The sequence below is a fragment of the Pelosinus propionicus DSM 13327 genome (assembly GCF_900114615.1).
GTDB classification, from domain to species: Bacteria; Bacillota; Negativicutes; order DSM-13327; family DSM-13327; genus Pelosinus; species Pelosinus propionicus.
Genome location: NZ_FOTS01000015.1, coordinates 25,070 through 51,280, shown reverse-complemented (window position 1 = coordinate 51,280; position 26,211 = coordinate 25,070). Strand labels below are relative to the sequence as shown.

Genomic DNA, 26,211 nt, shown 5'->3' with positions numbered 1-26,211 from the left:
GAATCACTCCTATCTTTTATTATAAACTTATTAAATAGCTTTGATAATTTCCTGAGCCTGTGCACGCGACCACAAATCAGCACTGTAAATTTCATTTAGATCAGGCTGCTTATTGACCTCATGACTTTCCATTACACTTCTTATCACTATGAAAATATCAAGATAGCGAATTTTCCCTTGCAAAAAGGCATAAACTGCTTCCTCATTAGCTGCATTGAATACACATGGCAATGTTCCTCCTGTATTCCCTGCAATAAAAGCAAGTGACAATATAGGAAAGTTAACCATATCAGGTGCTGAAAAAGTTAATGCCGAGAGTGTTTTAAAATCAAGCTTGGGATACTCTGTAACAGATCTTTCAGGATAAGTTAAGGCATATTGAATCGGTACCCTCATATCCGGTTTTCCTAATTGAGCCATCACAGATCCATCTACAAATTCAACCATAGAATGAATAATACTTTGACGATGTACAACAACCTCAATTTGAGAATATGAAATATCAAATAACCATCGAGCTTCAATAACTTCTAAGCCTTTATTTGCCAGAGTAGACGAATCCACTGTAATTTTTTTCCCCATCGACCAATTTGGATGCCGTAAACAGTCCTCTATAGTAACATGCTCTAATTCTTCTCTTTTCAATCCATGGAATGGGCCACCTGAAGCAGTAAGAAGAATACGATTCACTTTTTTAGAATTCTCTCCTTGCAAACATTGAAAAATTGCACTATGTTCACTGTCTACAGGGAGAATCTTAACATGGTTGTCTTTTGCAATCTGAGTTACCAACTCACCAGCAGCTACCAATGTCTCTTTATTCGCCAATGCAATATTCTTGCCAGCCTTGATTGCTTTCAACGTTGGTTTCAAACCAGCAAACCCGACTAAAGATGTTAATACGGTGCTCACATCTTCATGAACAGCTGCTTCTAATAAGCCTTCCTCACCAGCTAAAATAATTGTTGAACCCGAATATCTTCTTATGAGCCTATCTGCTGCATTCTTATCAACCAATACAGCTATTTTAGGTTTAAAATATTCAATTTGCTTCTCTAGTAAAATATCATTATGATAAGCTGCTAATGCACTTACACAAAATTGATCTTGATTAGCTGCAATAACTTCTAAAGATTGTGTGCCAATAGAACCAGTGCTACCTAAAATCGCTATAGATTTCATTCTAAAAATCTCCCTTAACCTACTTAATTATACACTAGAAGAAAAAAATTAATTACCGTAATAGAAACATATGGATATAGTAATAAACAATAGGCACTGTAAATAATATACTATCAAAACGATCTAAAATTCCGCCATGCCCCGGCAGCAATTTTCCAGAATCTTTTACTCCTGCAAAACGTTTTATCGCAGATTCTGCTAAATCTCCAATAGGCGCAACAATACCAACTGCTAACCCCATTATCATACTATGAATTACCGGTAGCCTAAATAACAATCCTAATAGAGTAAGAGCTAAAATACTACCGAGAAGTCCCCCAATGGAACCCTCGACTGTTTTCGCTGGACTGATTGTTGGACACAGTTTATGCCTCCCAAAACGTGACCCTATAAAATAAGCAAATGTGTCATTTGCCCATGTTCCAATAAAAGCTAACCACAAATAACTAGCTCCCATAGACAACGTTCCCATAGAAGTCGTTATGTATAAAGAACTATCAGTATATCTTAAAAGCAATAAATGGGAAAAACCTACTCCAATATAAGTAATGCCAAGTATAGAAAAAGCTACATCAATAACAGTAAACTTATTTCCTGACAATACCATATTTATTAGAAACAATAAATTGGCAAAAACGAATGTCATGGTCAATTCCTGAGAGTTGCCCAACCAGGCGCATCCTAGTATCAAAGTATTTACTAGAATACCCAAATTATAAAATACTTTTATATTCTTATTACTCAACATTATATAAAATTCATGCCATGCCAATAATGTAAGAATCAAAATAGCAGCAGCAAATAACCACTCACCATAATGAATTACATAGATAGTAATAGGTATACCTATCACTGCTGTTAAAACCCGTCTCCCCAGCATTCAAGCACCTACCTATAGCCTTATTTTTTTAATCCCCCAAATCTTCGTTCTCGTTTCTGATAGTCCACGATAGCCTGTAGAAAATGTTCAGGTTTAAAGTCAGGCCAATAAATATCAGTAAACCAGAATTCTGCATACGCTGATTGCCATAATAAAAAATTACTGATTCGAAAATCACCACTAGGTCGAATGATCAAGTCAGGATCAGGTAAACTGGCTGTATATAAATTTTCCATTATACTTTTTTCACTAATATCCTCAGGTAAAATTTCGCCTCTAACAATCTTCTCACCAATCATCTGAACAGAACGTACAATCTCTGCTCGTCCACCATAATTGACTGCTAAATTAAAAACTAACCCGGTATTATTTTTAGTATGCATTTGAGCTTTTTCTATTTTTTGTTGTAATCCAATAGCTAACCCATCTACTTTACCAATAAAGCGAATCTGCACATTTTTTTGATGTAATTCGTCAATTTCGCTTTCAAGATATTCAGAAAATAACCGCATTAATAAATTCACTTCATCTTCCGGTCTTTTCCAATTTTCAGTGGAAAATGCATATGTCGTCAATACTTTCAAATTCATATTAACTGCCGTTGTGACAATATGACGTAAACTTTCTACACCTGCTCGATGGCCAAAAGTACGCGGTAATCCTTTTCGCTTTGCCCATCGCCCATTTCCGTCCATGATAATAGCAACATGTTGGGGCAATTTTCCTTGTTCTACTACATTTTCTGTAGCAATCTTCTCATTTTTTTTGTTAAACCATTTTTCCCACATGTTATGACCTCCAAAATAATCTAACAAGCAAATAAACCCCCTCTTGCGAGGGGGTTCCAGTCATGGAGCCAAAATAGCACCAACAGGGCAAACCGCCGCACAGGCACCGCATTCTACACATTTTGCTAAAATGGTAAATATGACATTCCCTTCATGTCAAAACATATACTTACAGAAAAAAGTTACTTTATAACGATTTTCAAGATTATGTTTATCATTGCAAGTTAACATTTAAAACTTTCTCTCCCCATTTTAGCAGCAGCTACCAGATGATATACACCATTATTAAACTGCTGCCGTATAACATAAAAACAATTCTCCGATAAGTCAGATATGTGACGCGTTGGACGAGTCACAATTACCGTATATGGTATCTGCGCTTCATTTAGCTGCTTTTCTGCTACATATAAGGATTTTGCTACAACATCTATCATATTATACTTCCATGATCTCTTTTTCTTTAGCATTCATAATAGCATCTACTTCCTTTACGTACTTATCAGTCAGTTTCTGCATATCATCTTGAGCTTTCTTTACATCATCTTCGGATATCGCTTTGTCTTTCTCAAGTTTTTTAATTGCATCATTTGCATCACGCCGAGAATTACGAATGACAATTCGGCTATCTTCAGCTTTCTTATGAACAACTTTCACAAGTTCCATACGACGCTGCTGCGTCAATTGTGGTATATTCAAACGAATGACGACTCCATCACTGTTAGGCGTAAGCCCTAAGTCTGATTTCAAAATTGCTTTTTCAATTTGAGCGATCATCGATTTTTCCCATGCTTGAATTGTAATCATCCGTGGTTCAGGCACAGCAATGTTTGCCACTTGATTTATCGGTGTAGGCGTACCATAATAATCAACTGTAATTTTATCTAACAGTGCAGGCGTAGCTCGCCCTGCACGCAAAGTAGATAATTCTCTGCGCAAGGCATCAATTGCCTTCTTCATTTTCTCGGTATTACTATCATATATTTCCTTAATTAACATTTTTATCCCCCCACAACAGTACCAATATCTTCTCCAAGGGCAGCCTTCAAAATATTCCCCGGCTCATCAATACTAAACACAATAATGGGAATTTTATTATCCATGCACAAACTAGTAGCAGTTGAATCCATAACACCTAAGCCTCGTTTCAAAACCTCAATATACGCTAACTCTTTAAACTTTTTAGCTTCCGGATTTAAACGGGGATCAGAATCATATACACCATCCGTATTCTTTTTCGCCATAAGTATTACATCTGCTTCAATTTCCGCTGCTCTAAGCGCAGCTGTTGTATCGGTAGAAAAATAAGGATTACCGGTACCTGCAGCAAAAATTACTACACGATTTTTTTCTAAATGGCGAACAGCCCGACGCCGGATATAGGGTTCAGCAATTTGACGCATTTCAATTGCAGTTTGTACACGAGTATCCACATCACATTGTTCTAGAGCATCCTGAAGAGCCAGAGAGTTCATTACAGTAGCTAGCATTCCCATATAATCAGCAGCAGCCCTATCCATTCCTTTCGCACTTCCAGACAAGCCACGCCAAATATTTCCTCCACCTACTACCACTGCAACTTGTAAGTTTGTATTTCTAATTTCTTTTATTTGGCGAGCGATAGAGTCAACAATAACTGGATCAATACCATATCCCTGCTGTCCAGCTAAAGCCTCACCACTAAGCTTTAAAATTACACGCTTATATTTAGATGTAAGCAAACATATCCCTCCATCCTTCCATTTAAATTCTACAAAACTCTACTAAATCCTTTAATAGATTTAAGAAAAGACAAAGCCTTTACCTTATCTTATAAGATATAGAAATAAGCTTTGTCTTCCAAATTTGAAATCAAAATTTACTATACTCTGATTCCTTAAAAATAAGAGAACACTGCAGTGTTCTCTTATTTTTTAACAGCAGCCATAACTTCAGCAGCAAAATCATTGCTTTTTTTCTCGATGCCTTCACCGAGCTGGTATCTGGTAAATCTGCGAATGGAGATATTTTCACCAATTTTAGAAATATTTTCATTAATAAGTTGAGTAATTGTCTGATCTGGGTTTTTGATGAAAGTTTGTTCCATTAGACAGACTTCTTTATAGTATTTTTCAACCCGGCCAATGATCATTTTTTCCACAATATTAGCAGGTTTACCTTCATTTATAGCTTGAGCTTTAAGGATTTCTTTTTCATGTTCCAACACTTCTGCAGGTACTTCTTCACGACGAACACATGTAGGATTCGTAGCAGCAATTTGCATGGCAATATCTCTTGCTAAATCTTTAAATTTATCGGTTTTGGCAACAAAGTCAGTTTCACAATTGATTTCAACCATTACACCTATACGTCCGCCACCATGTATGTAAGCTTCAATTACTCCCTCAGAAGCAATTCGATCTGCTTTTTTAGCAGCAGCTGCTAAACCTTTTTCACGTAAATAGTCAATAGCTTCATCTAAATTACCTTTTGTTTCTGTTAAAGCTTTTTTGCAATCCATCATACCTGCACCAGAACGTTGGCGCAATTCTTTTACCATTTCAGCAGTTACCATATATAAAGTCCCCCTATCTATTATTAAAGGTAAGAGGGAAAAATATTATTTTTCCCCTTACCTTTATCTAAATACAATTACTCAGCTTCTTCTATTTGTTCGCCTTGTCTAGCTTCCAAAACAGCATCTGCCATTTTAGCTGTAAGCAATTTAACAGCACGAATAGCATCATCATTACCTGGAATGACATAGTCGATTTCATCTGGATCACAATTAGTATCCACAATCGCTACAATAGGTATACCAAGCTTCTTTGCTTCAGCAACAGCAATGCGTTCTTTACGAGGATCAATAATAAATAATGCACCCGGCAATTTAGTCATGTTCTTAATACCGCCAAGGAACTTTTGTAATCTTTCCATCTCATGACGAAGAGTAATAACTTCCTTTTTAGACAATACTTCGAAGAGTCCTTCCTCTTCCATTTTTTCCAATTCTTTCAAACGTCCAATACGCTTCTGAATAGTCTGGAAATTTGTCAACATGCCACCAAGCCATCTTTCATTAATGTAATACATGTTGCTTCTAACTGCTTCTTCTTTTACTGCATCTTGAGCTTGCTTTTTGGTTCCAACAAATAAAATTGTTTTATCTTGTGCAATTTCACGCACAAAATTATAGGCATCTTCCACCTTTTTGACTGTTTTTTGTAAGTCAATTATGTAGATACCATTACGCTCCGTAAAAATATAAGGAGCCATTTTAGGGTTCCACCTTCTAGTTTGATGTCCGAAATGAACACCTGCCTCTAAAAGCTGTTTCATAGAAATTACTGACATACTTACACCTCCTGTTAAATTACCGCCGCAATCCGCATTTTTTATTTATCACTAACATAATGTTAGCACAGTAAACAAAATTAGAATGCGTGTGGATTTACAATACGAATCATTATATCATAGTTATTTTTATATAACAAGATATTATACAAGTTTTTTACGTTTTATTTAAATACTCCATTTATTTTTTATTTAACTGCAGCAGCAGAATGATTTCACTTTTACTTATTCCTGTAGTTTTTGCTATTTCAATACTGCTATATCCTTGTTCAGCCAAAGCTAGTACAGAATTACGTTTATGAATGCGTATGACTTCTTTTTCATTATCTATCACCTTATCATTTTTATCTATAGGCTCCTGCATTGAATTCAATGGCTGAAAAGAGATTTGCATTTTTTCTTCTTTTTCCTTTTCTGAAAACTTCGACAACTCCGGCAATAATTGCCCATCCTTAGGTTCTTTATCTAAAAGCTTTTCCGCCCTCGTAATCTCTTTATCCAATCTGGCAATTTCTGCGTCAGCAGTTATTAATATATCCTCTAAGTAACGAATCCGTTCTTCCAGCCGTTGAATGACAACCTCAGCTGTTCCCTCTATCTGTTCTTGAAATTGAATGGTAGAAGATGCCATCGTATGAGAAAATAAGTTCAACAATGTTTGTCGCTTATACAACATAAAAATAACAATAAGAATAATAACTAGCATAAAAATAATAAGATTTAAAAACATACTTTCACCTCATTAACTCTCGATAACAACCATATTGCCTCATGTTTTTATATCAATAATATGTCCCCTAACGGGATCATCACTAGAAGCTCGATTTACCTTGTCTTTTTCATTAATGCCCTCATCATTCTTTCTAGGCTTTTGCTCATTCGAAGAATGATTCTCTCCCTTAGACTCCCTTTCGCGGCCAACCTTGCCACCCTCATTTTTACCTGCACTTTGTACCTGATGCTGACGATTCGTAGAAATATCATTCCATTGTGCAGCAACATGTTGCTGCTGTAGCGTTTCTTGACGATTTGCAAGATTCTGAGCCTTGCCTACTTCAGTAGCTTTTGGAATCAACACTTGCATCTCAATTGGATTAATGGACATTTTCACACCACCTTATACCAGATACAAAATTGAGTAAAACTCAGTTATATTTATTTAAAAGTACCAATTTTTATTTCACCGTCTTCTGCATACAAAGAACTGAACTTTAGAGTGTCACGTATTGGTTTAACCAATGTACCAATTACAACCTTTACTCCGGGATACATAACATCAGATACTTTTATACGTCCAGCACGCATTTCCTCGAACTCACCTTCAATTACAGCCATTCGGGTACGCATAGTTTCGACTTGCCCTACTAAGTGAAATTGAGCTTTTGTTAATTTTAGGAGCATTTCTCTTTTCTCAGGAGGTATCGTATGTTGATCCATTGAGCGTAAAATACTCAACGCCTTTTGGGCTTGTTCAAGATTAATTTCAACTTTTTTCATTTCACGACGTATATGTTGATACTCCTCCCGCAGTGATGGATTGACGCCAACTTCTAGCTCTGTACTGGTTGACATCTGTGTACCAATCACTTTAGCACGAATTTCTTCTCCAGCCATAATCGTCCCACCAGTAATTAAGCCACGGCGTCCCTCTACTAAAATCTTCTTTCCCGCAGTTATTCTAGAATGAAGTATAACATCACTAACCAAAATATCCATTCCTGCATGAACTGTAGCATTTTCAATAAATTTAGCAACTACATTTTCTTTCGCTTTAACATAACCGCGATGCATTCCTTGAATGCCCATTTTTATCACTACATTCTTTCCTTCTACAGTACCGCCACTTACAGTGCCAAAAATCTCCACATTGCCTTCTGCTTTCACTGAAAATCCTGGTTGCACCGAACCACGTATGGTAACATTACCAATAAATTCAATATTACCTGTCGAAACATCTACATCTTCTTTTATTTCAATAATGGGCATCACATTAATTTTATTATTGATCATCAGGATTTGTCCTGCTATATCTGCCACAATGGTATTCGTATCCACAACACTTACATTTTTCCCTATAGGAAGTAAAATATCTTTACCTGGTTTTGCAATAACGTTATTACCTAATACATCCATTCCAGCAATTCCCGGTGTTGCTGGAATCTTCTCTGCAAGAAGATCTCCTTCTTGCACAGTAGTAAACAAATTTAAGTTTTTAAAATCTACACTACCGTCTTCCATTTCCTGTGGACGACTTTTTGATGCCAATGTAAAATGGTGTTTAATTTGAGCATTTGTCCCATGAATTGGTTGTTGGCCACAAGCAAACGTCACCTTTGTACCAGGAGACTCGTAAGCCTGCTGAATAGCCTTATCATCAATACCAAAAACAATACTACTATCCTTGATTTTTTCAAGTACAGATTCCATAGTTAAAGGAGTACATCGTGGCGGCAACACAATCTCTAAAACTGCTTCCATCTTGTCACGTGTCAAACTTACCTGGACTTCTGGATCAGGTTGAGGCTCTACGCTAGGTTTTTCTGCTACTTTTACTGGCTGATTATCTCTAGCTTTAATCGCAGTAATGATTAAACTACGATTATACTCTGCTACTCCCTGCTTATTTAATTGCTCAAATATAGCTACTTCGTTTACAGAAGATGTGCTATCTTCAATGGAGTGTATTGTTACAAATACACCACTCTCATTAACATCAATTGAAAATCCAGGATTCTTATCGTTTTTTTGTCCATCTTGAACCTCAACGTGTTCATCACCAATCATAGCTTGATATTCCCCCTTAACGGTGTCAAATAAAACTTGATTTAATCCGTGATAATGCTCCCCTTAATCGGAAAATTGATTTAGTATGAAGCTGAGAAATACGCGCTTCAGACAATTTCAATATTAAACTGATCTCTTTTAAGGTTAATCCTTCATAATAATACAAAGAAACGACTAATCTTTCTTTTTCTGGTAATTTGTCAATTGTTTTGGCTAAGGCTTGTTTTACTTCTTCTATTTCAATTTGTTCTGAAGGATTCGTTAAATGAGCAGAGGATTTTTCTGATTTTATAAATTCATCTAAAGGCATAATCGTACTAGCATTAAGCTGATTTAATAGAACATATAGTTCATTAAGAGAAATACTAAGAGCATCAGCAATTTCACTATCAGTAGCGGCTCGCCCTAATTGATTTTCAAGCTTTGATACTGTTTGTTCATATTGTTTTGCTTTTTGACGAATACTGGTAGGCACCCAATCTTGTGCACGAATGGCATCAAGCATAGATCCCCTAATACGAACAACAGCATAAGTTTCAAACTTAATTCCTCGCATTGGATCATATTTTTCAATTGCATCAAGTAAACCAAAAAAGCCGTTACTAATTAAATCGTCTTTATCTACATATTGTGGCAAGCTAATTGCTATACGACTCGCAACTAATTTAACTAATGATAAATAATATTCGATTAGCTTTTCCCGTACTTCTACTTTTCTATTTTGCTGATATTCTATCCACAAATTCATAATTTCTTCTATTTTAGCTTGTTTATTCTCTAACATCTATGGTTACCCCCATAAACCCACGTATACCTCATTCTTTGGGGCGCGTTATTTGTTCAAAACTAGTAGAGGTAAAAGGAGCAAATTCTGAATTTCCGGTAACGTCATCTGAAGGCTCATTTTCTTTCAACGTATCACTTTGATACTTTTCATTTAACTTCTTTAATGCAATCTTTTTAAAAAATCTTTCCACTATAAGTCCTAATCCATAGCCAATAAAACCAAAAATTGCAACAGAAACAATAATACGATAAATAATAGTTTCTAGCCTAGCACCTTGCAACATACCGTTAAGCAGTGTCAGGGTACCAACAATGAGTGCTAGGCATAGAGCAGTACGCAACTTTAGCACCTTCACACCCCCACTAATTATAGTTCTTTTTCACCTTTAGCAATTGTTTTGATTAAATAAATACCTGTATCCAAATGTAATACCACGGTACGCCCATAATTTCCGCCCGTATCATCTGCAATTATTTTAATATCCATTTTTTTTAATAACATACGTACAGCTTCTGTATTACGCTCGCCAACACGCATAACATCTGTTGCATTTGCAAAAGTAAACATTTGAGCTCCACCAGCAATTTTTGCTAACACACGTTTTTTTGCAGCCCCTAAATTAATCATTTCATCTAACATTAAGGGCAAAGCCGTATTTGCAAACTTAGCTGGATTTTCAGCTGAACGTGCTTGTGTACTATCAGGAAGCATAATATGAGCCAAGCCACCAATTTTAGTAACTGTATCATATAGTGCAATGCCAACACAAGAACCTAATCCATAACTTATAAGACTAGAAGGATTACAACCAACTTTGTAATCAGCCATCCCAACTTTTATTAGTTCTGACATTATTCCTTCACCCCTATTGCCGCCAAAATGGTATTTAACGAACCAGGATCAGGAATCAAGAAAAAATGTCCTTTTACACCATCACTCTCAGTAGTAAATTCGGTCTCAATTACGAGTGCATGATCTCCCATTTGTCCTAACTGGATCAAAATAACGCTTAAGATAGCTCCAGCCATATCCATTGCTAAGGCTGGAATCGATGGTAATAAAGTTAAAGACGTAAAGTGGGATAACGCATTAAGATAAGCACCTGCAAGAATATTACCGATTTCCATTAACGCAGACTCATCCATAGAATTTAATGAGGTTGTATGCCCCTGCTCTCTCCCCATTAGCATATCTACTAAATAAAAAGCACTATCACGAGGTAACAAAAATAAAATACTACTGGGAGCAGGACCAAATACGCGTAAATATACACCTGCGACCATTGCATCTGGACCACCAACTACATCTGGCACCTCCCCTAAAGGCATAATAGCAATTTTAGGAACTGTCATATCAATTTTACGATTAATAATCTGTGATAATGCTGTAGCGGAATTTCCAGCACCAACATTGCCAATTTCCCTTAATGCATCTAGCTGCAGCATTGACAGTTTTAATATTTCATCAGACAATAGTTCCACCTCATTTTAAGCTCAATAATTACACTACCTTTACTTCTTGACCAACACCAATAATCTCTTCCAAATTCAATAAAATGAGTAGTCGATTGTCCAATTTTCCTACTCCACTAAGATAACTTGCTGCCACACTCCCCGCTACAACATCTGGCGAATCAATATTTTCCTGATCAATTGTCATAACCTCTGAGACAGCATCTACGATCATACCAACAGATAATTCATCTACCTTGACAATAATGATCCGTGTATCTTCTGTCAAGACTTGTTGAGGCAAGTTCAAGCGTTTCTTTAAATCAATAACTGGTAGAACACTGCCACGAAGGTTAATTACACCTTTAATATAATCTGGTGTATGAGGAACTCTTGTAATATCAGTAATCCGTTTTATTTCTTGCACTTGCAAAATACTGACACTGTATTCTTCCTTGCCTAGTTTGAAAACAACTAGCTGTACTTCACTGCTTGCATAACTTTTTTCTAACATGTGCTGCTCCTCCTTATTGGATTAATGAACCGATATCTAATATAAGTGCGACTTGACCATTACCCAAAATAGTTGCACCAGCAATAATTTTAATTCCGGCTAAAAGTTTTCCTAAAGATTTTATTACAATTTCCTGCTGTCCTATTAGATTATCAACAATAATTCCGGCACGCTGCTCTCCAATATGTACAATAACTACAAATAATTCGTCTTCCGTATGTTGTTGAGTCTCAGAATCTGGTATATTAAGCACATCTGCTAATCGTACTATAGGAATAATTTGTCCTCGAAGCAGAATCACTTCTTTATTTTGCACTGTTTTAATATCAGAAGGTACAATATTGATCGTACTGTCAATTGATCCTAACGGAATTGCATAAATTTCTTCTGAAACTTTTACTAATAATGCTTGTATAATTGCTAAGGTTAGTGGCAACCGAATTTTAAACTTACTACCTTCATTGACCTTGGTCTCAACATCAACCATACCACCAAGAGATTCAATTTTATTTTTTACAGCATCCATACCTACACCGCGCCCAGAAACATCTGTAACAACAGCGGCTGTAGAAAAACCTGGCAGAAATACTAAGCGCACAGCTTCATTGGCATCCATCGCATCAGCTTCACCTTGTAAGATAAGCCCCTTCTCAACTGCCTTGCGTTTAATAATATCAGCATTGATTCCCTTACCATCATCTTCAACCATAATAATTACATTATTACCTTCGTGGCGGGCAATCAGGCGAATTTCACCAATAGGATTTTTGCCTTTTTCTTCTCTTTCATTTGGATGCTCAATACCATGATCAATCGAATTACGTAATAAATGAACAAGAGGATCACCAATTTCATCAATAACAGTACGATCAAGCTCTGTTTCTTCGCCTTGAATGATAAGGTTGATTTCCTTATTAAGATCCCGAGATAAATCTCTAACCATTCTTGGAAAACGATTAAAAACTTGTCCCACAGGAACCATTCGCACTTTCATGACAACGGCCTGTAAATCTGTCGTTACACGATCCATTTGTTCAATTGTTTCTACTAGATCAGTTAACTTATGGGTAAGACCAATTTGTTCCAGTCGGGTCTTATTAATTACTAATTCACCAACAAGATTTAACAAGGTATCTAGTTTATCAATATCCACACGCACTGATTGACCACTTTTATTTTTCTTTTCTACTGTGGTTTGCGTATGTACAGGAACGTTTCCAGCTTTCTCAGCTTCGTCATCTTTTTTCATTGGCTCTATAGCTTTCGGAGCAGCGATTTCTCCTGTAGCGTCATTAGGCAATACGCATGGTATAACAATCGCTTGGTCAATTTCTGAAATCGATAATACTGTGTGTTGAATTTTTTCTGCCTCACTACCTGATACCACAATCACTTGGAAACTAAGAGAAAAATTTTCTTTTTCTAATTCTTCTACTACTGGAATACTTTTGATTACTTCACCAATTTCATCTAACGCATTCATAACCATATAGGATCTGGCAGACTTTAAAAGACAACCTTCTCGCAAAGAAACTTGTACTTCATACGCCTGCATACCTTGATCACGTGCTTTTTTTATAATGGCTATTTCTGTATCACTAAGCTCAATTGTTGAAGCCGCTCCTAATGCTATGCTAACAGCTTCTGTTTTTGCAGGAGTAGGTAAAATAGACTCTCCCTTAGCCAGGGCTTTAAGTTTAGTAATCAACGGCTTGCTATCAATAGAGCTTTCATTATTTGATGCAACACTTTCTACTAGTTGCTCTAAAGTATCGACACATCTAAAAATAGTATCAATAATATCATGACTTGCCTTTAATTGACCTTTACGTAATAAATCTAATATATTTTCCATCTCATGCGTTAATTCTGCAATTGTTGTAAATCCCATAGTAGCTGACATACCTTTTATTGTATGAGCACTACGAAAGATTTCGCTAAGTACAGATAGGTTTTCAGGATCATTTTCTAAGTCTAATACACAACTATTAAGCGTTTGTAAATGTTCTCGAGATTCTTCTAAGAACATTCCCATATACTGATTTGTATCCATCATTTCCACCTCCATAATTATTTGACAATAGCTTTAACAATTTCTGCAGCAATAGTTGAAAGTGGCGCTACTTTATCAACCACACCGAGCTCAATCGCTGACTTAGGCATACCAAACACAACTGCTGTAGATTGGTCTTCGGCAATAGTGTAGCCCCCCTTTTGCTTGATAGCCTGTATACCTTTAGCACCATCATGACCCATCCCCGTAAGAATTACTCCAACAGAATTCTCTCCATAAACCTTGGCAACCGATTCCATCATAGGATCTACTGCTGGTCGGTGCCCACCAATAGGAGGACTCTGATTCAATTTCACAACTTTTTTATTACCTTCACGCTCGATGCTCATATGATGATCACCAGGGGCTATTAGTACTAATCCCTCACGTATAGTATCATTGTGTTCAGCCTCTTTTACGGTCAAAGAGGATAAAGAGTTTAAACGTTCAGCTAAGGATCGAGTAAATCCTGGAGGCATATGTTGAACAATGACTACCCCGCAAGGCAAGTTACCAGGTAATCTAGTAACAATTTCCTGGAGGGCCCTTGGACCTCCCGTAGATGTACCAATTGCTAAAATAGGCTCATTTGTGGATTTTTTAACAGACTGAAATGGAAGATTCGTCATAGATGGTAATATTACCTTTACTTTACTTAATTGAGATACGTTTGCTTTAATTGCCGCTCGACTTTTCGCTACTATTTCAGTACTAATACCAGCTATATTAGAAATAACACCTGCAGTCTTTGCAACAAAATCAACTGCACCTAACTCTAAAGCACTCAGTGTGGCTTTTGCTCCAGCACTAGTCAGACTACTAAGCATCACTACAGGAGTTGGTATTTCTTTCATAATAATTTCTAGCGCTTGTAATCCACTCATAATTGGCATTTCGACATCCATGGTAATTACATCTGGTTTAAATTGTTTTACTTTCTCTACAGCTTCTTTACCGTTTCGTGCTGTGCCAACTACCAAAAAATCTGACTCAGCAGAAAATAGATCTGATAATAGCTTACGCATAAAAGCAGAATCATCAACAATTAATATTTTGATCATCATTCTACCTCCTGTAAGTTAGAGACCTCTTTGACGATGTTCCAACTGCTTTTTAAATATAAACCTACTTATTTTATCTCGCACAATATTACGCGTATCGACAAATTTAATACTAATCCAAAATAATTGTCGATCTTCTTGTGGTTTCTGTACTCGGATAACTTCACCATCAACCTCAAGGTCACCTTCTTCTGGAAGAGTCAGTCGCAGAGTTACTTTTGTCCCTATTTTTATAGATTGTTCGCAAATCGCTTGCAATCCGCCACCACTAAGGTCTCGAGTCATTACCTTAAGAGAAGTAGCTTCCTCAGCATCCTCTTCTAAAAAATACTCTATTTGCAGGGGCTGAGACACATCGAAACGAACGAAAGCTCTTTGCTGCGTCTTTTCAATTTCATAGGGCATTGTAACAATCCAGACTGGTAAAGGATACATTCTCTTGCTCATAAATTTACTTTTAAAGATATAAACGCCACTCTCAGTAATAATTTTGCCATAAAATCCACGACCGCTTTCTAAAAAAATAGGACGTCCCTTTTGCATTGGCATGGCAATTACCATCTCACTAGAAGTAATTTCTTCAATACGACTAGTAAATCGTGGAGTATTGTTATTTTGGGATAACATAATTTCCAAGCGTTGATTTACTTTTACAATCTGTTCCAAGCTAATAAGTCTTTCCTCCTTACTACACAAACTCACCGCATTAATCCTAATAACTTATTAAAGAAACCTTTAACCCCTGTAGTTTTATTGGTAGCCCGATCTAATAAACGATTGGCTATTTGCTCAATACAGCGAGCTGATGCAGCATTAGGATATGCCAATAACAACGGTGTTTGCTTTTTTACAGCCTTAACTAAATTACTATCTTCATAAACAAAACCAAGACTGCTGATTGTTAATCCCAAAAATTTAAGAGCTACTTTAATCAGCTTATCGGCTGCAATATTGCCCTCATCAGGCTCCATGACACGATTAATCACTAATTTTAATACGGAAGCCCCAGAGTGATTTACGTAGGTTTTCACCATCGCATAAGCGTCTGTAATTGCCGTTGGTTCAGGAGTTGTTACAATAATGACTTCATCAGCAGCTACCACAAAATTCATTACACTTTTACTGATGCCTGCACCAGTATCAATCAATATGATATCTGCCAAATCATCTAATAATGTAATTTTATTAATAATACGCGTAAGTTGTAAGTCATCTAAATTTGCTAAATTATAAAGCCCAGACCCACCTGACATAAATTTTATTCCCAGAGGACCATCTGTTATAATATCAATTAGAGAAAATCCACCTTCTAACAAATGCAGAATATTATACGGTGTTGAGCACCCCAATATTACATCTACATTCCCCATTCCTAAATCTGCATCTATAATTAACACTCTTTGTCCTAATTTAGCCAGTGCCAGTGCTAAATTTACTGTAAAATTAGTTTTACCAACACCACCTTTACCACTAGTAACAGTGATGACCCTTGCGTTGGTACGATTTGCTTTTATAACAGAACTACTGTTTTTGCCAGATGAACTTTGCACCATTTTTCGCAATTTTTCCGCCTGATCCCACATCATTACAAGTCTCTCAATATCAGTGGCGTTAATCTATTCATATCAACTAACTCTATGTCATCGGGAACATTTTGTCCATTTGTTACATATGATAGTGACATTGGGAATTGATACAAAAGATTTACAACAGTGCCAATGTTTCGTGTTTCATCAATTTTTGTAAAAATAACTTTATCAGGCATACATATAGAAAATTTCTCCACAATATCTAATGCATCCTTATATTTAGTAGTAGCACTTAATACTAAATATTTTTCAATCGCATCATCTATATGTAAAAGTTTTTTCAATTCATCTAGCTGTTCATCGTTATGAGGACTTCTCCCTGCTGTATCAATTAAGATCAGTTGTTTATCCTGATCACTATCTAGTACTGTTTTAAGTTCATCAGCGGCATACACTACATGAATAGGTATTCCCATAATATCAGAATACGTTTTTAATTGCTCAACAGCAGAAATGCGATAGGTATCAGCAGTTATTAATGAAACTTGATATCCCTCTTGAATCGCAAATTTAGCTGCTAACTTAGCAATGGTAGTTGTCTTGCCTACTCCTGTTGGTCCAAAAAACGCTACTACCTTTCTACCTTGATCAGGTATTTTAATACCTTCTGCACTTTTAAAACAAGTTTGAATCTGTGTAATAAGCAACTGTTTCAATTCCGGACTACCAACTTCAAATTTAGAATAATCAATTGGTAAATCATGTATAATTCGTTCTGCAATCTTTATATCAATATCATTATTCATTAACAGGTCGAGAATAGAGGAATGCTCACTGCCTTGAGGAATTTTAGATATTACTTTTTCTAGTAAATTACGCATAGTAGCAAGCTCAGATTTTACAGCAACCTCAGGTTGTAGAGAAACCTCTTCAACACAAGGCTCTGCCTTTTTAGGTAATATAGTGGTACTAAAAGAGGTGTCCACAGCTGCTGTAACCTCGACCTCCTCTTTTGAAAAAAAACCCCAAAGACCACCTTTACGATATTTCCTTGTATGTAAAATAATGGCATCACGCCCTAAAGCACCTTTCGCCTGAGCGATGGCATTTTGCATAGTATCAGCAGTAAACACTCTAACTTTCAATTATACTCTCACCATCCCTAATGATTGTACATCAACTTTAGTCTCTAACTCCGCATACGACAAAACAATTAAATTAGGTATGCTACGTTCAACTAACTTATAAAAATACGTTCTAATTGCAGGGCTGGTCAGAATAATAGGTTGATATCCAATATTGGTTATCTTCGGCAATTCTTTCGATATGCTTGAAATAATATTTTGCAATAGTTGTGGCTCAAGTACTACATAAGAGCCGCTTTCATTGCGCTGAACAGCTCCTGCAATGAGATTTTCTAGCTGCGGATCAACAGTTATGCAGGTTAGCATATTATTCTGTGCGTACTGCCGTGATATTTGCCTAGCGAGTGCATGACGAACATATTCTGTTAAGATATCAGTATCTTTGGTAAGTTGTGCGTAATCAGCTAACGTTTCAAAGATAGTCACCATATCTCGAATGGAGATTCTTTCATGTAATAATTTCCCTAATACTTTCTGAATATCGCCAATGGATAATAAGGCAGGCGTCAACTCTTCTACGACTGCAGGATTATGTTGTTTTACAGAATCAACTAACGTCTGAACCTCTTGACGACCTAAAATTTCAAAGGCATAGGCTTTAATAACTTCTGTTAGATGCGTGGCTAACACGGATACGGGATCCACTACTGTATATCCTGCAAGCTCAGCTTGTTCACGATTCGCCTCTTGAATCCATAAAGCTGGTAAACCAAAAGCTGGCTCTACAGTTTCAATCCCATTTACCTCTTCAAAAACAGTGCCTGAGTTCATCGCTAAATAATGATCTAATAATAATTCGCCTTTCGCAATCTCGATTCCTTTTAGTTTTATCACATATACATTGGGTTTTAATTGAATATTATCACGGATTCGAATAGTTGGTACAATAAGTCCTAATTCTAAAGCACATTGTCTACGTATCATAACTACCCTGTCTAATAAATCCCCTCCTTGGGAAATATCAACCATTGGTATTAAGCTATACCCAATTTCTAATTCCATTGTATCAATTTGCAATAATGATACAATGTTTTCTGGGTTTTTAACTTCTTCATTTTCCTTTTCTTCTAAATCAGTTTCTTGTGAAACATGTTTATATTGAATTGTTTTTTTCAAAATATAACCAACAGCAAAACAAATAAGACCAAGACTTATAAAAGGAATTAAAGGCAAACCCGGAACAAAGCCCATTACTGCCAATACCCCTGCAACAATAAAAAATACTCGTGGATTCGTAAAAATTTGCCCTATGAGATCCTTACCCAAATTGGACTCCGATGCAGCTCTTGTTACTACAATACCTGTTGCTGTGGATATTAAAAGTGCCGGGATCTGATTCACTAATCCTTCCCCTACCGTCAACAACGTATAACTATGTAAAGCTTCTAGCACACCTAGATCTCGCTGGACCATACCGATAATAAAACCACCTACGATATTAATTACAATAATAATGATTGCTGCTATCGCATCACCCTTTACGAACTTACTAGCACCATCCATCGCACCATAAAAATCAGCTTCTCGCTGAATCTTAACCCGACGCTGCCGTGCTTCATTATCAGTAATAGCTCCAGAATTTAAGTCAGCATCAATGCTCATCTGTTTACCAGGCATTGCATCCAGCGTAAATCTGGCAGCAACTTCGGCAACACGTTCAGAGCCTTTGGTGATTACCAAAAATTGTATAATAATTAAAATTACAAATACAATAAAACCAACAATGGCATTACCACCGACAACAAAATTACCAAATGCCATAATTACTTCACCAGCATAACCATCCAATAAAATAAGTCGCGTAGAAGATACATTCAGTGCTAAACGAAATAGGGTGGTAATCAATAGTAACGAAGGAAAAATCGAAAATTGCAATGGTTCAACATTGTAAACAGCAATCATTACAATCACAAGAGCCAAGGAAATATTTAACGCTAATAATAAATCTAATAAGAATGTTGGCAAAGGAATGATCATCATAATAACAATGGTAATAATTCCAAGGGCTACAATAATATCACTATATTTAGTTAGTTTACTTAAACCCGGAAAGGGCGATGTTTGCGTAGCCATATTTTACTCCTTCTACAACTTAGGACAAGCGTTTTTTTAGTTTATAAACATATGCCAAAACTTCTGCAACAGCTTGATATAATTCCGGCGGTACAGGATAGCCAATGTCTACTGCTGCATATAAGGCTCTTGCTAAAACTTTATTCTCAACAATTATTACCTTATTTTCTTTGGCAATCTCTTTAATTCTTTGTGCAATTAGGTCTTGACCTTTTGCTACGATAATGGGAGCCGCCATTGATTTTTCATATTTTAAGGCAACAGCAAAATGAGTAGGATTCGTTACGATGACGTCTGCTTTTGGAACTTCCTGCATCATACGCTGCATGGACATTGCTCGCTGTCGCTGTTTTATTTTCCCTTTAATTAATGGGTCACCTTCCGATTGTTTAAACTCCTGTTTAATATCATCCTTACTCATCTTTAAACTTTCCTTATGCTCCCACCATTGGTAAAAATAATCAAATGCAGCCAAAACAAGCATTACTGCGCTAATTTGAAATACCAGACTTAAAATTAAGGATGCTGCTAAATGTAATGAATCAATAAGCTCAGCACTAACTAAACTAGGAATCTGCTCAATCTGTTTTCTCATAAACCGAAAAATAAAGTAACCGATAATGATAATTTTCAATAAAGATTTTACGAGTTCCACTAATGAGCGTTTTGAAAATAAACGTCCGAATCCTGAAATAGGATTAAGTTTACTAAATGTAGGCATCAGAGGCTCAAAAGAAAATAGAAAGCCAACTTGAATAAAATTAATCGTTAAGGACACTATTAATATTACACACATAACTGGCAAAGCCGTCTTTAAAAAGACGATAGCAAAGCCAAGGAATGTTTCTCGAATGGAATTAATCGTCATATCAGCCATTGCAACATTAGAAAAGCTAAGTTGCATGTACCTTGAGAGTTCATCATAAATATAGGAACCAATTAGTTTCAATGTAAAAAATGCTGCTAAAATGATAAAAACTGAATTGACTTCTGTACTTTTAGCAACTTGACCTTTTTGCCTAGCTTCTCCTTTTCGCTTGGCAGTGGCCTCTTCAGTTTTCTCTCCGGCAAACAGCTGTAAATCGAAAGGCACCTTCTTAGAAAATGATTGTGCCTTACTAAAACGCAGAAAGAAGTCGGAAAATATCTTTATACATCCCATTAAACGCCATCTCCAAAAAAAATATATAAAAAGGTAATGCTAAAGATAAAACAAATAAACCGACAAGAATTTTTCCTGGTACACCAACCACAAATATGTTCATTTGCGGCATCGTACGAGCTAAAATACCAAGAGCTACATCTGTTATTACCAGCGAAATAAGTATAGGCAAACTGATTTTCATTGCAATAACAAAGGTACCTCCCACCATATCAACTATAAAATTAGCTAGAGCCGCTTTAACTACCACACCAGTAACTGGGACTAACTTAAAACTGACAAACAAAGCAGATAATAACACATGATGTCCATTTGTTGCTAGGAAAATAATCAACGCCAGCATATACTTAAAGTTACCAACTAAAGGTAGTTGACTTCCCGATTGAGGGTCAATAATATTAATAACGCCAAATCCAATCTGCGTGTCCAATAATTGTCCTGCCATTTGTATAGCAGAAAACACCAACGAACTTAAAAAACCTATGGTTAATCCGATAATAAGTTCTCCTATTACTATAAAAATGTAAGGAAGGAACTCATTGGGTATCGCACTGCTATCATTAAATACAATCGGATATAATATATATGTAATAATTAGTGATAAACCAGCCTTAATACTAACTGGAATGTTTCGACTGCCAAAAATGGGAGTCATCATAAAGATACCCGTAATACGAACAAAAATTAGCAAGAAAAAAGCTACTTGATTTTGCAGAAGTGAAAAAAAATCCACAAATAATTACCCCTTACGTTAACGTACCATGTTAGGGAGGTTGATAAAAATCTCACGAGTATAATCAACCATCAAACTTAACATCCACGGACCAAAAACTAATATCGCGATAAAAATTGCTATAATCTTAGGAATAAATACTAAGGTTTGTTCTTGAATTTGAGTAGTAGCTTGAAAAATACTTACTAAAATCCCTACTAACAAACCTAATCCTAACATGGGAGCAGCAATCAGCATTACCATGGTTAATGCTTCACGACCAACTTGTATTGCTAAATCACCTGACATACTTCCTCCTTTAGTGGAAACTATTAATTAATGAGAGAATAATCAAGTGCCAACCATCCACTAAGATAAATAATAACAACTTAAATGGCAGAGAGATCATCACAGGAGGCAACATCATCATTCCCATAGACATTAATGTACTTGCAACCACCATATCGATCACTATAAAAGGAATATAAATCAAAAATCCTATTTGAAATGCCGTCTTTAGTTCACTAATTATGAAAGATGGTATTAAAGTAGTCGTCGGAACATCTTCGGGAGAATTAGGACGAACACCTTCTGACAAATTCACAAATAATGCCAAGTCATTTTCCCGCGTTTGTTTAAACATAAACTCACGCATTGGTTTTAACACTTCTGTCAGCGCAGCATCTTGAGTAATACTTCCGGCCAAATATGGCTGCAATCCATTTTGATTTGATTGTTCTAGATAAGGAGACATTGTAAAAAAAGTTAGAAACAAAGCCATGGCAACCACAACTTGATTTGGCGGCATTTGCTGTGTTCCGAGAGCGCTACGCAAGAACGATAAAACTACTATTATACGTGTGAATGAAGTCATCATGATCAAAATCGACGGCGCTAACGTTAATACCGTCATTGTAAGTAATATCTGCAAACTAAGCGCAACATCTTTAGGATCATTAGCAGCTCCCACTTCAACATTGATACTAGGAAGAGGAACTAAAGGTGCAGCATTTGCCAATACTGGTATAACAAATAAACTAATGAAAACTATAACACCGAGCATATCTTTTCGAATTTTAGCCACTTACCTCTTCCCACTTTCATGTTTTTGTTTACTCTGCATATCACCAAAAGCAGTAGGAAAAGTTTGTGAAAATTTTTGCAGAGAAGCAAGCTGCTTTTGAAAAATTGTATCGAAATTTTTTATTGGTATTCTTAATTGTTCCAATTGTTCAGCTTGCATTTTTTCAATTTCCTCAGGATTTGTTATTTCCTGCAGTACAGTAATCGCATGATCTGTAACACCTAGTATCAAATACTTACCTGCAATTTCCACTGTATAAACAGCACGATTTGCACCAAAAGATAATGTATTAATGACCCTACTGCTGCCATTAGCAGATAAGCTTCCCAATTTTTTTCCTAAAAAACGGGAAGCAAAATATGCAAGGGCAATAACTGCTGCAAAGGTTATTAATAACGAGAGGACATAGGAAACAGTAGATAACCAAGATATAGAAGCCGCAGGCTTAGGTTCTTGATATTGTAAATAATCGCCATTGGTTTCTGTCGCATATACTTGCCCATTTAAAAATATTCCAATGCAAAAAAGAAGCACTAAGAGCCTCCAAATAATTTGGTATTTACTCTTATACATTATTAACCAACTGCTTTGCGAACTGCTTCCAATACTCGGTCTGGTTGAAAAGGCTTAACAATAAAATCTCGAGCTCCTGCCTGAATTGCTTCAACAACCATTGCTTGCTGCCCCATAGCACTACACATGATGACTTTTGCATTAGGATCAATTTTTTTAATTTCTTTCACAGCAGTAATACCATCCATTTCAGGCATTGTAATATCCATAGTAGTAAGATCTGGTTTCAATTCTTGATATTTTTCCAATGCCTTTAACCCATTTTCCGCTTCACCAACGATTTCATATCCATTTTTACTTAAAATATCTTTAACCATCATACGCATAAATGCAGCATCGTCAACAATTAATACTCTAGTTGCCATTCTTTTGTCTCCTCCTAATTATTCTATTATCATACTATTGTAAACTATAAGTCCGCTCTAATGGACTTATAATATCCGTAATTCTTACACCAAAATTTTCGTCAATTACTACAACTTCACCCTTGGCAATTAACTTCCCATTCACTAATATATCAACAGGCTCACCAGCTAATTTATCCAGTTCTACTACTGAACCAGGTGCTAATTCCAAAATATCGCGAATTAATTTACGAGTTCTGCCAAGTTCTACCGTTACTTGCAATGGCACATCCATAATAAGATCAATATTAGTATCAGAAACAGGCATCGTACCTTGCACCAAAGGAGCAAATTGTACAGGTTGTACATTAACAGGTTGTATATGCTGTTTTGCAACTGAAGCAGCAGCTACTTGCTGCTGGGCCTTAGCAGTTTGTGCTTGCGAAGACGATGTTTCTGCAACCTTAGGAGATTCTGTAACTGGTGCAGCTGCTGGTGGCTGTACAGCATTCATAAGACTGTCTACCATTTCTTTAGATACATCAATCGGCAATATTTGCATAATTTCACTATCAATCAGATCTTCCACTTCCATACGAAAAGCAACGCGAACGATGTTGTCATCTGATCCAACCGCATTTGTAATGCTAGAAGCAACTGCAAAATCAATCAAATTTACATTCGGCGGAGCTATGTCGATTTTCTTCCGAAACATAGTTGACATAGATGTTGCGACGCCACCCATCATTTGATTCATAGCTTCACTCACAGCGCTCATATATAATTCATTTAATTCAGTAGGAGGATTGAGCCCATCCCCTCCCATCATCAAATCCGCAATAATTAATGCGTCTTGTTCGCGAATCGCTAAAACATTAGTTCCAACGATGCCATGTGTATATCCGACTTCAATAACCAAGTATGGCAGAGGGTATTGTCCCTTTATTTCTTCTAAATTAGATACAGATACACGTGGTGTAGTAATCGATACCCGACGTCCAAGCAATACAGACAATGTAGTTGCCGCACTTCCCATAGAAATATTACCAATTTCACCAAGTGCATCTTGTTCTATTGCGGATAACTCAGGTGCTGGAGAGGATGAAGTAGCTTCTCCCCTGAGTAAGGCATCAATCTCGTCTTGGGATAGAAAGCCTTCAGTCATAATTTTCATCTCCTTCTGAAATTACTTGTGTTATTTGTAATGCAACCTTATGTCCTGAGAGCCCTGGCTTCCCTCTAAACTTTTCACGCTGACCCACAATTACATTCAGGTCATTTTCGATTTTGCTCTCCAGCTGCAATACATCATTCACTACTAAACCTAATAATTCCTGCACAGTAACTGTCGTTCTCCCTAATTCTACATATAGAGGAATAAAAGCTTTTTCCAGTTTACGCTGTATTGCATTAATATGTTCAGGCAACGCTTGTTTAGCAACGGACGAAGCAACCCAATAAGTAGTAGTCAATTTTGACATAATGGGTTCAAGTACTAGATACGGAATACAAATGTTAACCAATCCTTCAACCTGACCAATTTTCACATGTAATGTAATAATGACAACCATATCATTAGGCGGTACAATCTGCGTGAATTGAGGATTCGATTCAATAATTTCCAATTTTGGTTCAATTGCAACCACCTGTTTCCAAGCATCTGAAAAGCATTCTAAGGTTTTGTTTATCACCCTTTTAACTATGGCTTCTTCAATATCAGTTAATGATCGTGTTTTAGCAGGCGGTAAGCCGGGACCACCAAACAAGCGATCAATAATCGAAAAAATCACATTTGGATTCAGCTCTAGAATCGCATTCCCTTTTAGAGGGCGCATTTGAAAAACACCAATAACACTTGGATTGGGCAATGAGCGAATAAATTCTTCATACGTTAATTGATCAACAGAAGCTACATCAATATGTACAAGCGTCCGAAGATGTGCGGAAAGGTAAGTGTTCATAAGACGCGCAAAATTTTCATGCAGCATATATAAGGTACGAATTTGATCCTTAGAAAATTTATCAGGACGCTTAAAATCATAGACTTTAATCTTTTTTTGTTTCTGCTCATCTTTTATTTCTTCAGCTGATACTACGCCTGTAGATAATGCAGATAACAGATCATCAATTTCAGATTGGGATAACACATCTGAACCTGCCAATACGTTCTCTCCTTTCCACCACTCTATTACATATTATAATACGGCATACAATCTAAATCTACTGCAAAACAAAATTGGTAATATATACGTCATACACGCGATCATCACCAAAGGCTTTATTGATTTCACTTTTCAAAAGTTCCTTTAACTGTTCTTGCTTAAGAGGATCAAAATCTTCGATCTTTAGAGAACGCAATACAAAAACCGCTGTATCTGCAAGTTTTATTTCTTCTGGTGAAGGCATTTTTCCAGTGGCAGCTGCAGCAGCAGCCTTTTTGTCAGGTTTTAGCTCTACAATAAGTCCAATTTTCAAGTAACGCCCACTACTTGCACCACCAATATTGATCAACAGCCCATCTTTTGCATCACCCAATTTTACAAAAACACCCGGTTCACGTTGCGAACTTTTCTTGTCCACCGTTTTGTCAGCAACAATTTTAGTCGCAATAAAGTAAGAAATCCCTCCAGCCAATAATAAACCAAACACAATCATCCCTACCATAAGCATCATCGGAAACTTCTTTTGACCATCAGCCACTGCTACACCCCCATTTTAGACTATACATAAGTTGACTTAATGCTAATACACAATTAACT

32 protein-coding genes are annotated in these 26,211 nt (G+C 36.5%); all 32 read right to left on the bottom strand.

What is annotated here, in order from left to right:
- Positions 1 to 30: 30 nt before the first annotated feature.
- Positions 31 to 1,182, bottom strand: coding sequence for a 1-deoxy-D-xylulose-5-phosphate reductoisomerase (locus BMZ99_RS09910; protein ID WP_090936103.1), 1,152 nt, complete (start codon positions 1,180 to 1,182; stop codon positions 31 to 33).
- Between the two features lie 52 nt (positions 1,183 to 1,234).
- Positions 1,235 to 2,062, bottom strand: a complete 828-nt coding sequence (locus BMZ99_RS09905) for a phosphatidate cytidylyltransferase (protein WP_090936100.1) — start codon at positions 2,060 to 2,062, stop codon at positions 1,235 to 1,237.
- A gap of 20 nt (positions 2,063 to 2,082) precedes the next feature.
- The gene (locus tag BMZ99_RS09900) at positions 2,083 to 2,850 is read right to left on the bottom strand and encodes an isoprenyl transferase (RefSeq protein WP_090936097.1); all 768 of its coding nucleotides are present in this window, start codon (positions 2,848 to 2,850) and stop codon (positions 2,083 to 2,085) included.
- Between the two features lie 60 nt (positions 2,851 to 2,910).
- Positions 2,911 to 2,991, bottom strand: coding sequence for a 4Fe-4S binding protein (locus BMZ99_RS09895; RefSeq protein WP_071524651.1), 81 nt, complete (start codon positions 2,989 to 2,991; stop codon positions 2,911 to 2,913).
- Between the two features lie 83 nt (positions 2,992 to 3,074).
- Positions 3,075 to 3,284 carry a hypothetical protein gene (locus BMZ99_RS09890; protein WP_090936094.1) on the bottom strand — a complete coding sequence of 70 codons (210 nt, stop codon included), beginning with the start codon at positions 3,282 to 3,284 and terminating at the stop codon, positions 3,075 to 3,077.
- Between the two features lies 1 nt (position 3,285).
- A complete protein-coding gene (frr, locus tag BMZ99_RS09885; RefSeq protein WP_090936092.1) occupies positions 3,286 to 3,846 on the bottom strand; it encodes a ribosome recycling factor in 561 nt (186 codons plus the stop codon).
- A 2-nt stretch (positions 3,847 to 3,848) separates the two neighbouring features.
- A complete protein-coding gene (gene pyrH / locus BMZ99_RS09880) occupies positions 3,849 to 4,568 on the bottom strand; it encodes a UMP kinase (RefSeq protein WP_007934806.1) in 720 nt (239 codons plus the stop codon).
- A gap of 185 nt (positions 4,569 to 4,753) precedes the next feature.
- Entirely contained in the window at positions 4,754 to 5,401 is a 648-nt protein-coding gene (gene tsf, locus BMZ99_RS09875; protein WP_090936089.1) for a translation elongation factor Ts, read from the bottom strand.
- A 77-nt stretch (positions 5,402 to 5,478) separates the two neighbouring features.
- Entirely contained in the window at positions 5,479 to 6,180 is a 702-nt protein-coding gene (rpsB, locus tag BMZ99_RS09870) for a 30S ribosomal protein S2 (RefSeq protein WP_090936087.1), read from the bottom strand.
- Between the two features lie 181 nt (positions 6,181 to 6,361).
- Entirely contained in the window at positions 6,362 to 6,910 is a 549-nt protein-coding gene (locus BMZ99_RS09865; RefSeq protein WP_090936085.1) for a hypothetical protein, read from the bottom strand.
- 39 nt (positions 6,911 to 6,949) lie between these two features.
- Positions 6,950 to 7,285: a hypothetical protein gene (locus BMZ99_RS09860; RefSeq protein ID WP_090936083.1), complete on the bottom strand. Its 336-nt coding sequence runs from the start codon at positions 7,283 to 7,285 to the stop codon at positions 6,950 to 6,952.
- A gap of 50 nt (positions 7,286 to 7,335) precedes the next feature.
- On the bottom strand, positions 7,336 to 8,964 hold the full coding sequence (locus BMZ99_RS09855; RefSeq protein ID WP_090936080.1) for a DUF342 domain-containing protein: 1,629 nt from the start codon (positions 8,962 to 8,964) through the stop codon (positions 7,336 to 7,338).
- A 25-nt stretch (positions 8,965 to 8,989) separates the two neighbouring features.
- Complete coding sequence (locus tag BMZ99_RS09850; protein WP_090936077.1) at positions 8,990 to 9,748, bottom strand: FliA/WhiG family RNA polymerase sigma factor; 759 nt, start codon at positions 9,746 to 9,748, stop codon at positions 8,990 to 8,992.
- A gap of 31 nt (positions 9,749 to 9,779) precedes the next feature.
- Positions 9,780 to 10,100: a hypothetical protein gene (locus BMZ99_RS09845; protein ID WP_090936075.1), complete on the bottom strand. Its 321-nt coding sequence runs from the start codon at positions 10,098 to 10,100 to the stop codon at positions 9,780 to 9,782.
- Between the two features lie 17 nt (positions 10,101 to 10,117).
- Positions 10,118 to 10,603: a chemotaxis protein CheD gene (locus BMZ99_RS09840; protein ID WP_090936072.1), complete on the bottom strand. Its 486-nt coding sequence runs from the start codon at positions 10,601 to 10,603 to the stop codon at positions 10,118 to 10,120.
- Complete coding sequence (locus BMZ99_RS09835) at positions 10,603 to 11,223, bottom strand: chemotaxis protein CheC (RefSeq protein ID WP_090936069.1); 621 nt, start codon at positions 11,221 to 11,223, stop codon at positions 10,603 to 10,605. Before BMZ99_RS09835 ends, BMZ99_RS09840 begins: the two co-directional genes overlap by 1 nt.
- Positions 11,224 to 11,251: 28 nt before the next feature.
- Complete coding sequence (locus tag BMZ99_RS09830) at positions 11,252 to 11,716, bottom strand: chemotaxis protein CheW (RefSeq protein WP_090936066.1); 465 nt, start codon at positions 11,714 to 11,716, stop codon at positions 11,252 to 11,254.
- A gap of 13 nt (positions 11,717 to 11,729) precedes the next feature.
- Positions 11,730 to 13,772 (bottom strand): chemotaxis protein CheA, encoded by a 2,043-nt coding sequence (locus BMZ99_RS09825; RefSeq protein ID WP_090936063.1) that lies wholly within the window; start codon positions 13,770 to 13,772, stop codon positions 11,730 to 11,732.
- A gap of 14 nt (positions 13,773 to 13,786) precedes the next feature.
- Positions 13,787 to 14,830, bottom strand: a complete 1,044-nt coding sequence (locus BMZ99_RS09820; protein ID WP_090936060.1) for a protein-glutamate methylesterase/protein-glutamine glutaminase — start codon at positions 14,828 to 14,830, stop codon at positions 13,787 to 13,789.
- A gap of 18 nt (positions 14,831 to 14,848) precedes the next feature.
- The gene (locus BMZ99_RS09815) at positions 14,849 to 15,496 is read right to left on the bottom strand and encodes a flagellar brake protein (RefSeq protein WP_090936057.1); all 648 of its coding nucleotides are present in this window, start codon (positions 15,494 to 15,496) and stop codon (positions 14,849 to 14,851) included.
- A gap of 32 nt (positions 15,497 to 15,528) precedes the next feature.
- Positions 15,529 to 16,416 carry a MinD/ParA family protein gene (locus BMZ99_RS09810; protein ID WP_090936054.1) on the bottom strand — a complete coding sequence of 296 codons (888 nt, stop codon included), beginning with the start codon at positions 16,414 to 16,416 and terminating at the stop codon, positions 15,529 to 15,531.
- Positions 16,416 to 17,504, bottom strand: coding sequence for a flagellar biosynthesis protein FlhF (locus BMZ99_RS09805; protein WP_090936051.1), 1,089 nt, complete (start codon positions 17,502 to 17,504; stop codon positions 16,416 to 16,418). Before BMZ99_RS09805 ends, BMZ99_RS09810 begins: the two co-directional genes overlap by 1 nt.
- A complete protein-coding gene (gene flhA / locus BMZ99_RS09800; protein ID WP_090936048.1) occupies positions 17,505 to 19,577 on the bottom strand; it encodes a flagellar biosynthesis protein FlhA in 2,073 nt (690 codons plus the stop codon).
- Positions 19,578 to 19,596: 19 nt separating this feature from the next.
- Positions 19,597 to 20,739, bottom strand: coding sequence for a flagellar biosynthesis protein FlhB (gene flhB, locus BMZ99_RS09795; RefSeq protein ID WP_090936045.1), 1,143 nt, complete (start codon positions 20,737 to 20,739; stop codon positions 19,597 to 19,599).
- Positions 20,696 to 21,472, bottom strand: a complete 777-nt coding sequence (gene fliR, locus BMZ99_RS09790) for a flagellar biosynthetic protein FliR (RefSeq protein ID WP_090936042.1) — start codon at positions 21,470 to 21,472, stop codon at positions 20,696 to 20,698. The genes flhB and fliR overlap by 44 nt, the downstream gene beginning before the upstream one ends.
- Before the next feature lie 18 nt (positions 21,473 to 21,490).
- Positions 21,491 to 21,760 carry a flagellar biosynthesis protein FliQ gene (fliQ, locus tag BMZ99_RS09785; RefSeq protein ID WP_090936039.1) on the bottom strand — a complete coding sequence of 90 codons (270 nt, stop codon included), beginning with the start codon at positions 21,758 to 21,760 and terminating at the stop codon, positions 21,491 to 21,493.
- A gap of 10 nt (positions 21,761 to 21,770) precedes the next feature.
- Positions 21,771 to 22,535: a flagellar type III secretion system pore protein FliP gene (gene fliP, locus BMZ99_RS09780; protein ID WP_090936037.1), complete on the bottom strand. Its 765-nt coding sequence runs from the start codon at positions 22,533 to 22,535 to the stop codon at positions 21,771 to 21,773.
- Positions 22,536 to 23,069: a FliO/MopB family protein gene (locus BMZ99_RS09775; RefSeq protein ID WP_245754904.1), complete on the bottom strand. Its 534-nt coding sequence runs from the start codon at positions 23,067 to 23,069 to the stop codon at positions 22,536 to 22,538.
- A gap of 41 nt (positions 23,070 to 23,110) precedes the next feature.
- Positions 23,111 to 23,473, bottom strand: coding sequence for a response regulator (locus BMZ99_RS09770; RefSeq protein WP_090936031.1), 363 nt, complete (start codon positions 23,471 to 23,473; stop codon positions 23,111 to 23,113).
- 34 nt (positions 23,474 to 23,507) lie between these two features.
- Positions 23,508 to 24,617: a flagellar motor switch phosphatase FliY gene (gene fliY, locus BMZ99_RS09765; RefSeq protein WP_090936028.1), complete on the bottom strand. Its 1,110-nt coding sequence runs from the start codon at positions 24,615 to 24,617 to the stop codon at positions 23,508 to 23,510.
- Entirely contained in the window at positions 24,610 to 25,614 is a 1,005-nt protein-coding gene (fliM, locus tag BMZ99_RS09760) for a flagellar motor switch protein FliM (protein ID WP_090936025.1), read from the bottom strand. The genes fliY and fliM overlap by 8 nt, the downstream gene beginning before the upstream one ends.
- Positions 25,615 to 25,672: 58 nt before the next feature.
- A complete protein-coding gene (locus BMZ99_RS09755) occupies positions 25,673 to 26,152 on the bottom strand; it encodes a flagellar basal body-associated FliL family protein (protein WP_090936022.1) in 480 nt (159 codons plus the stop codon).
- Between the last annotated feature and the right edge of the window lie 59 nt (positions 26,153 to 26,211).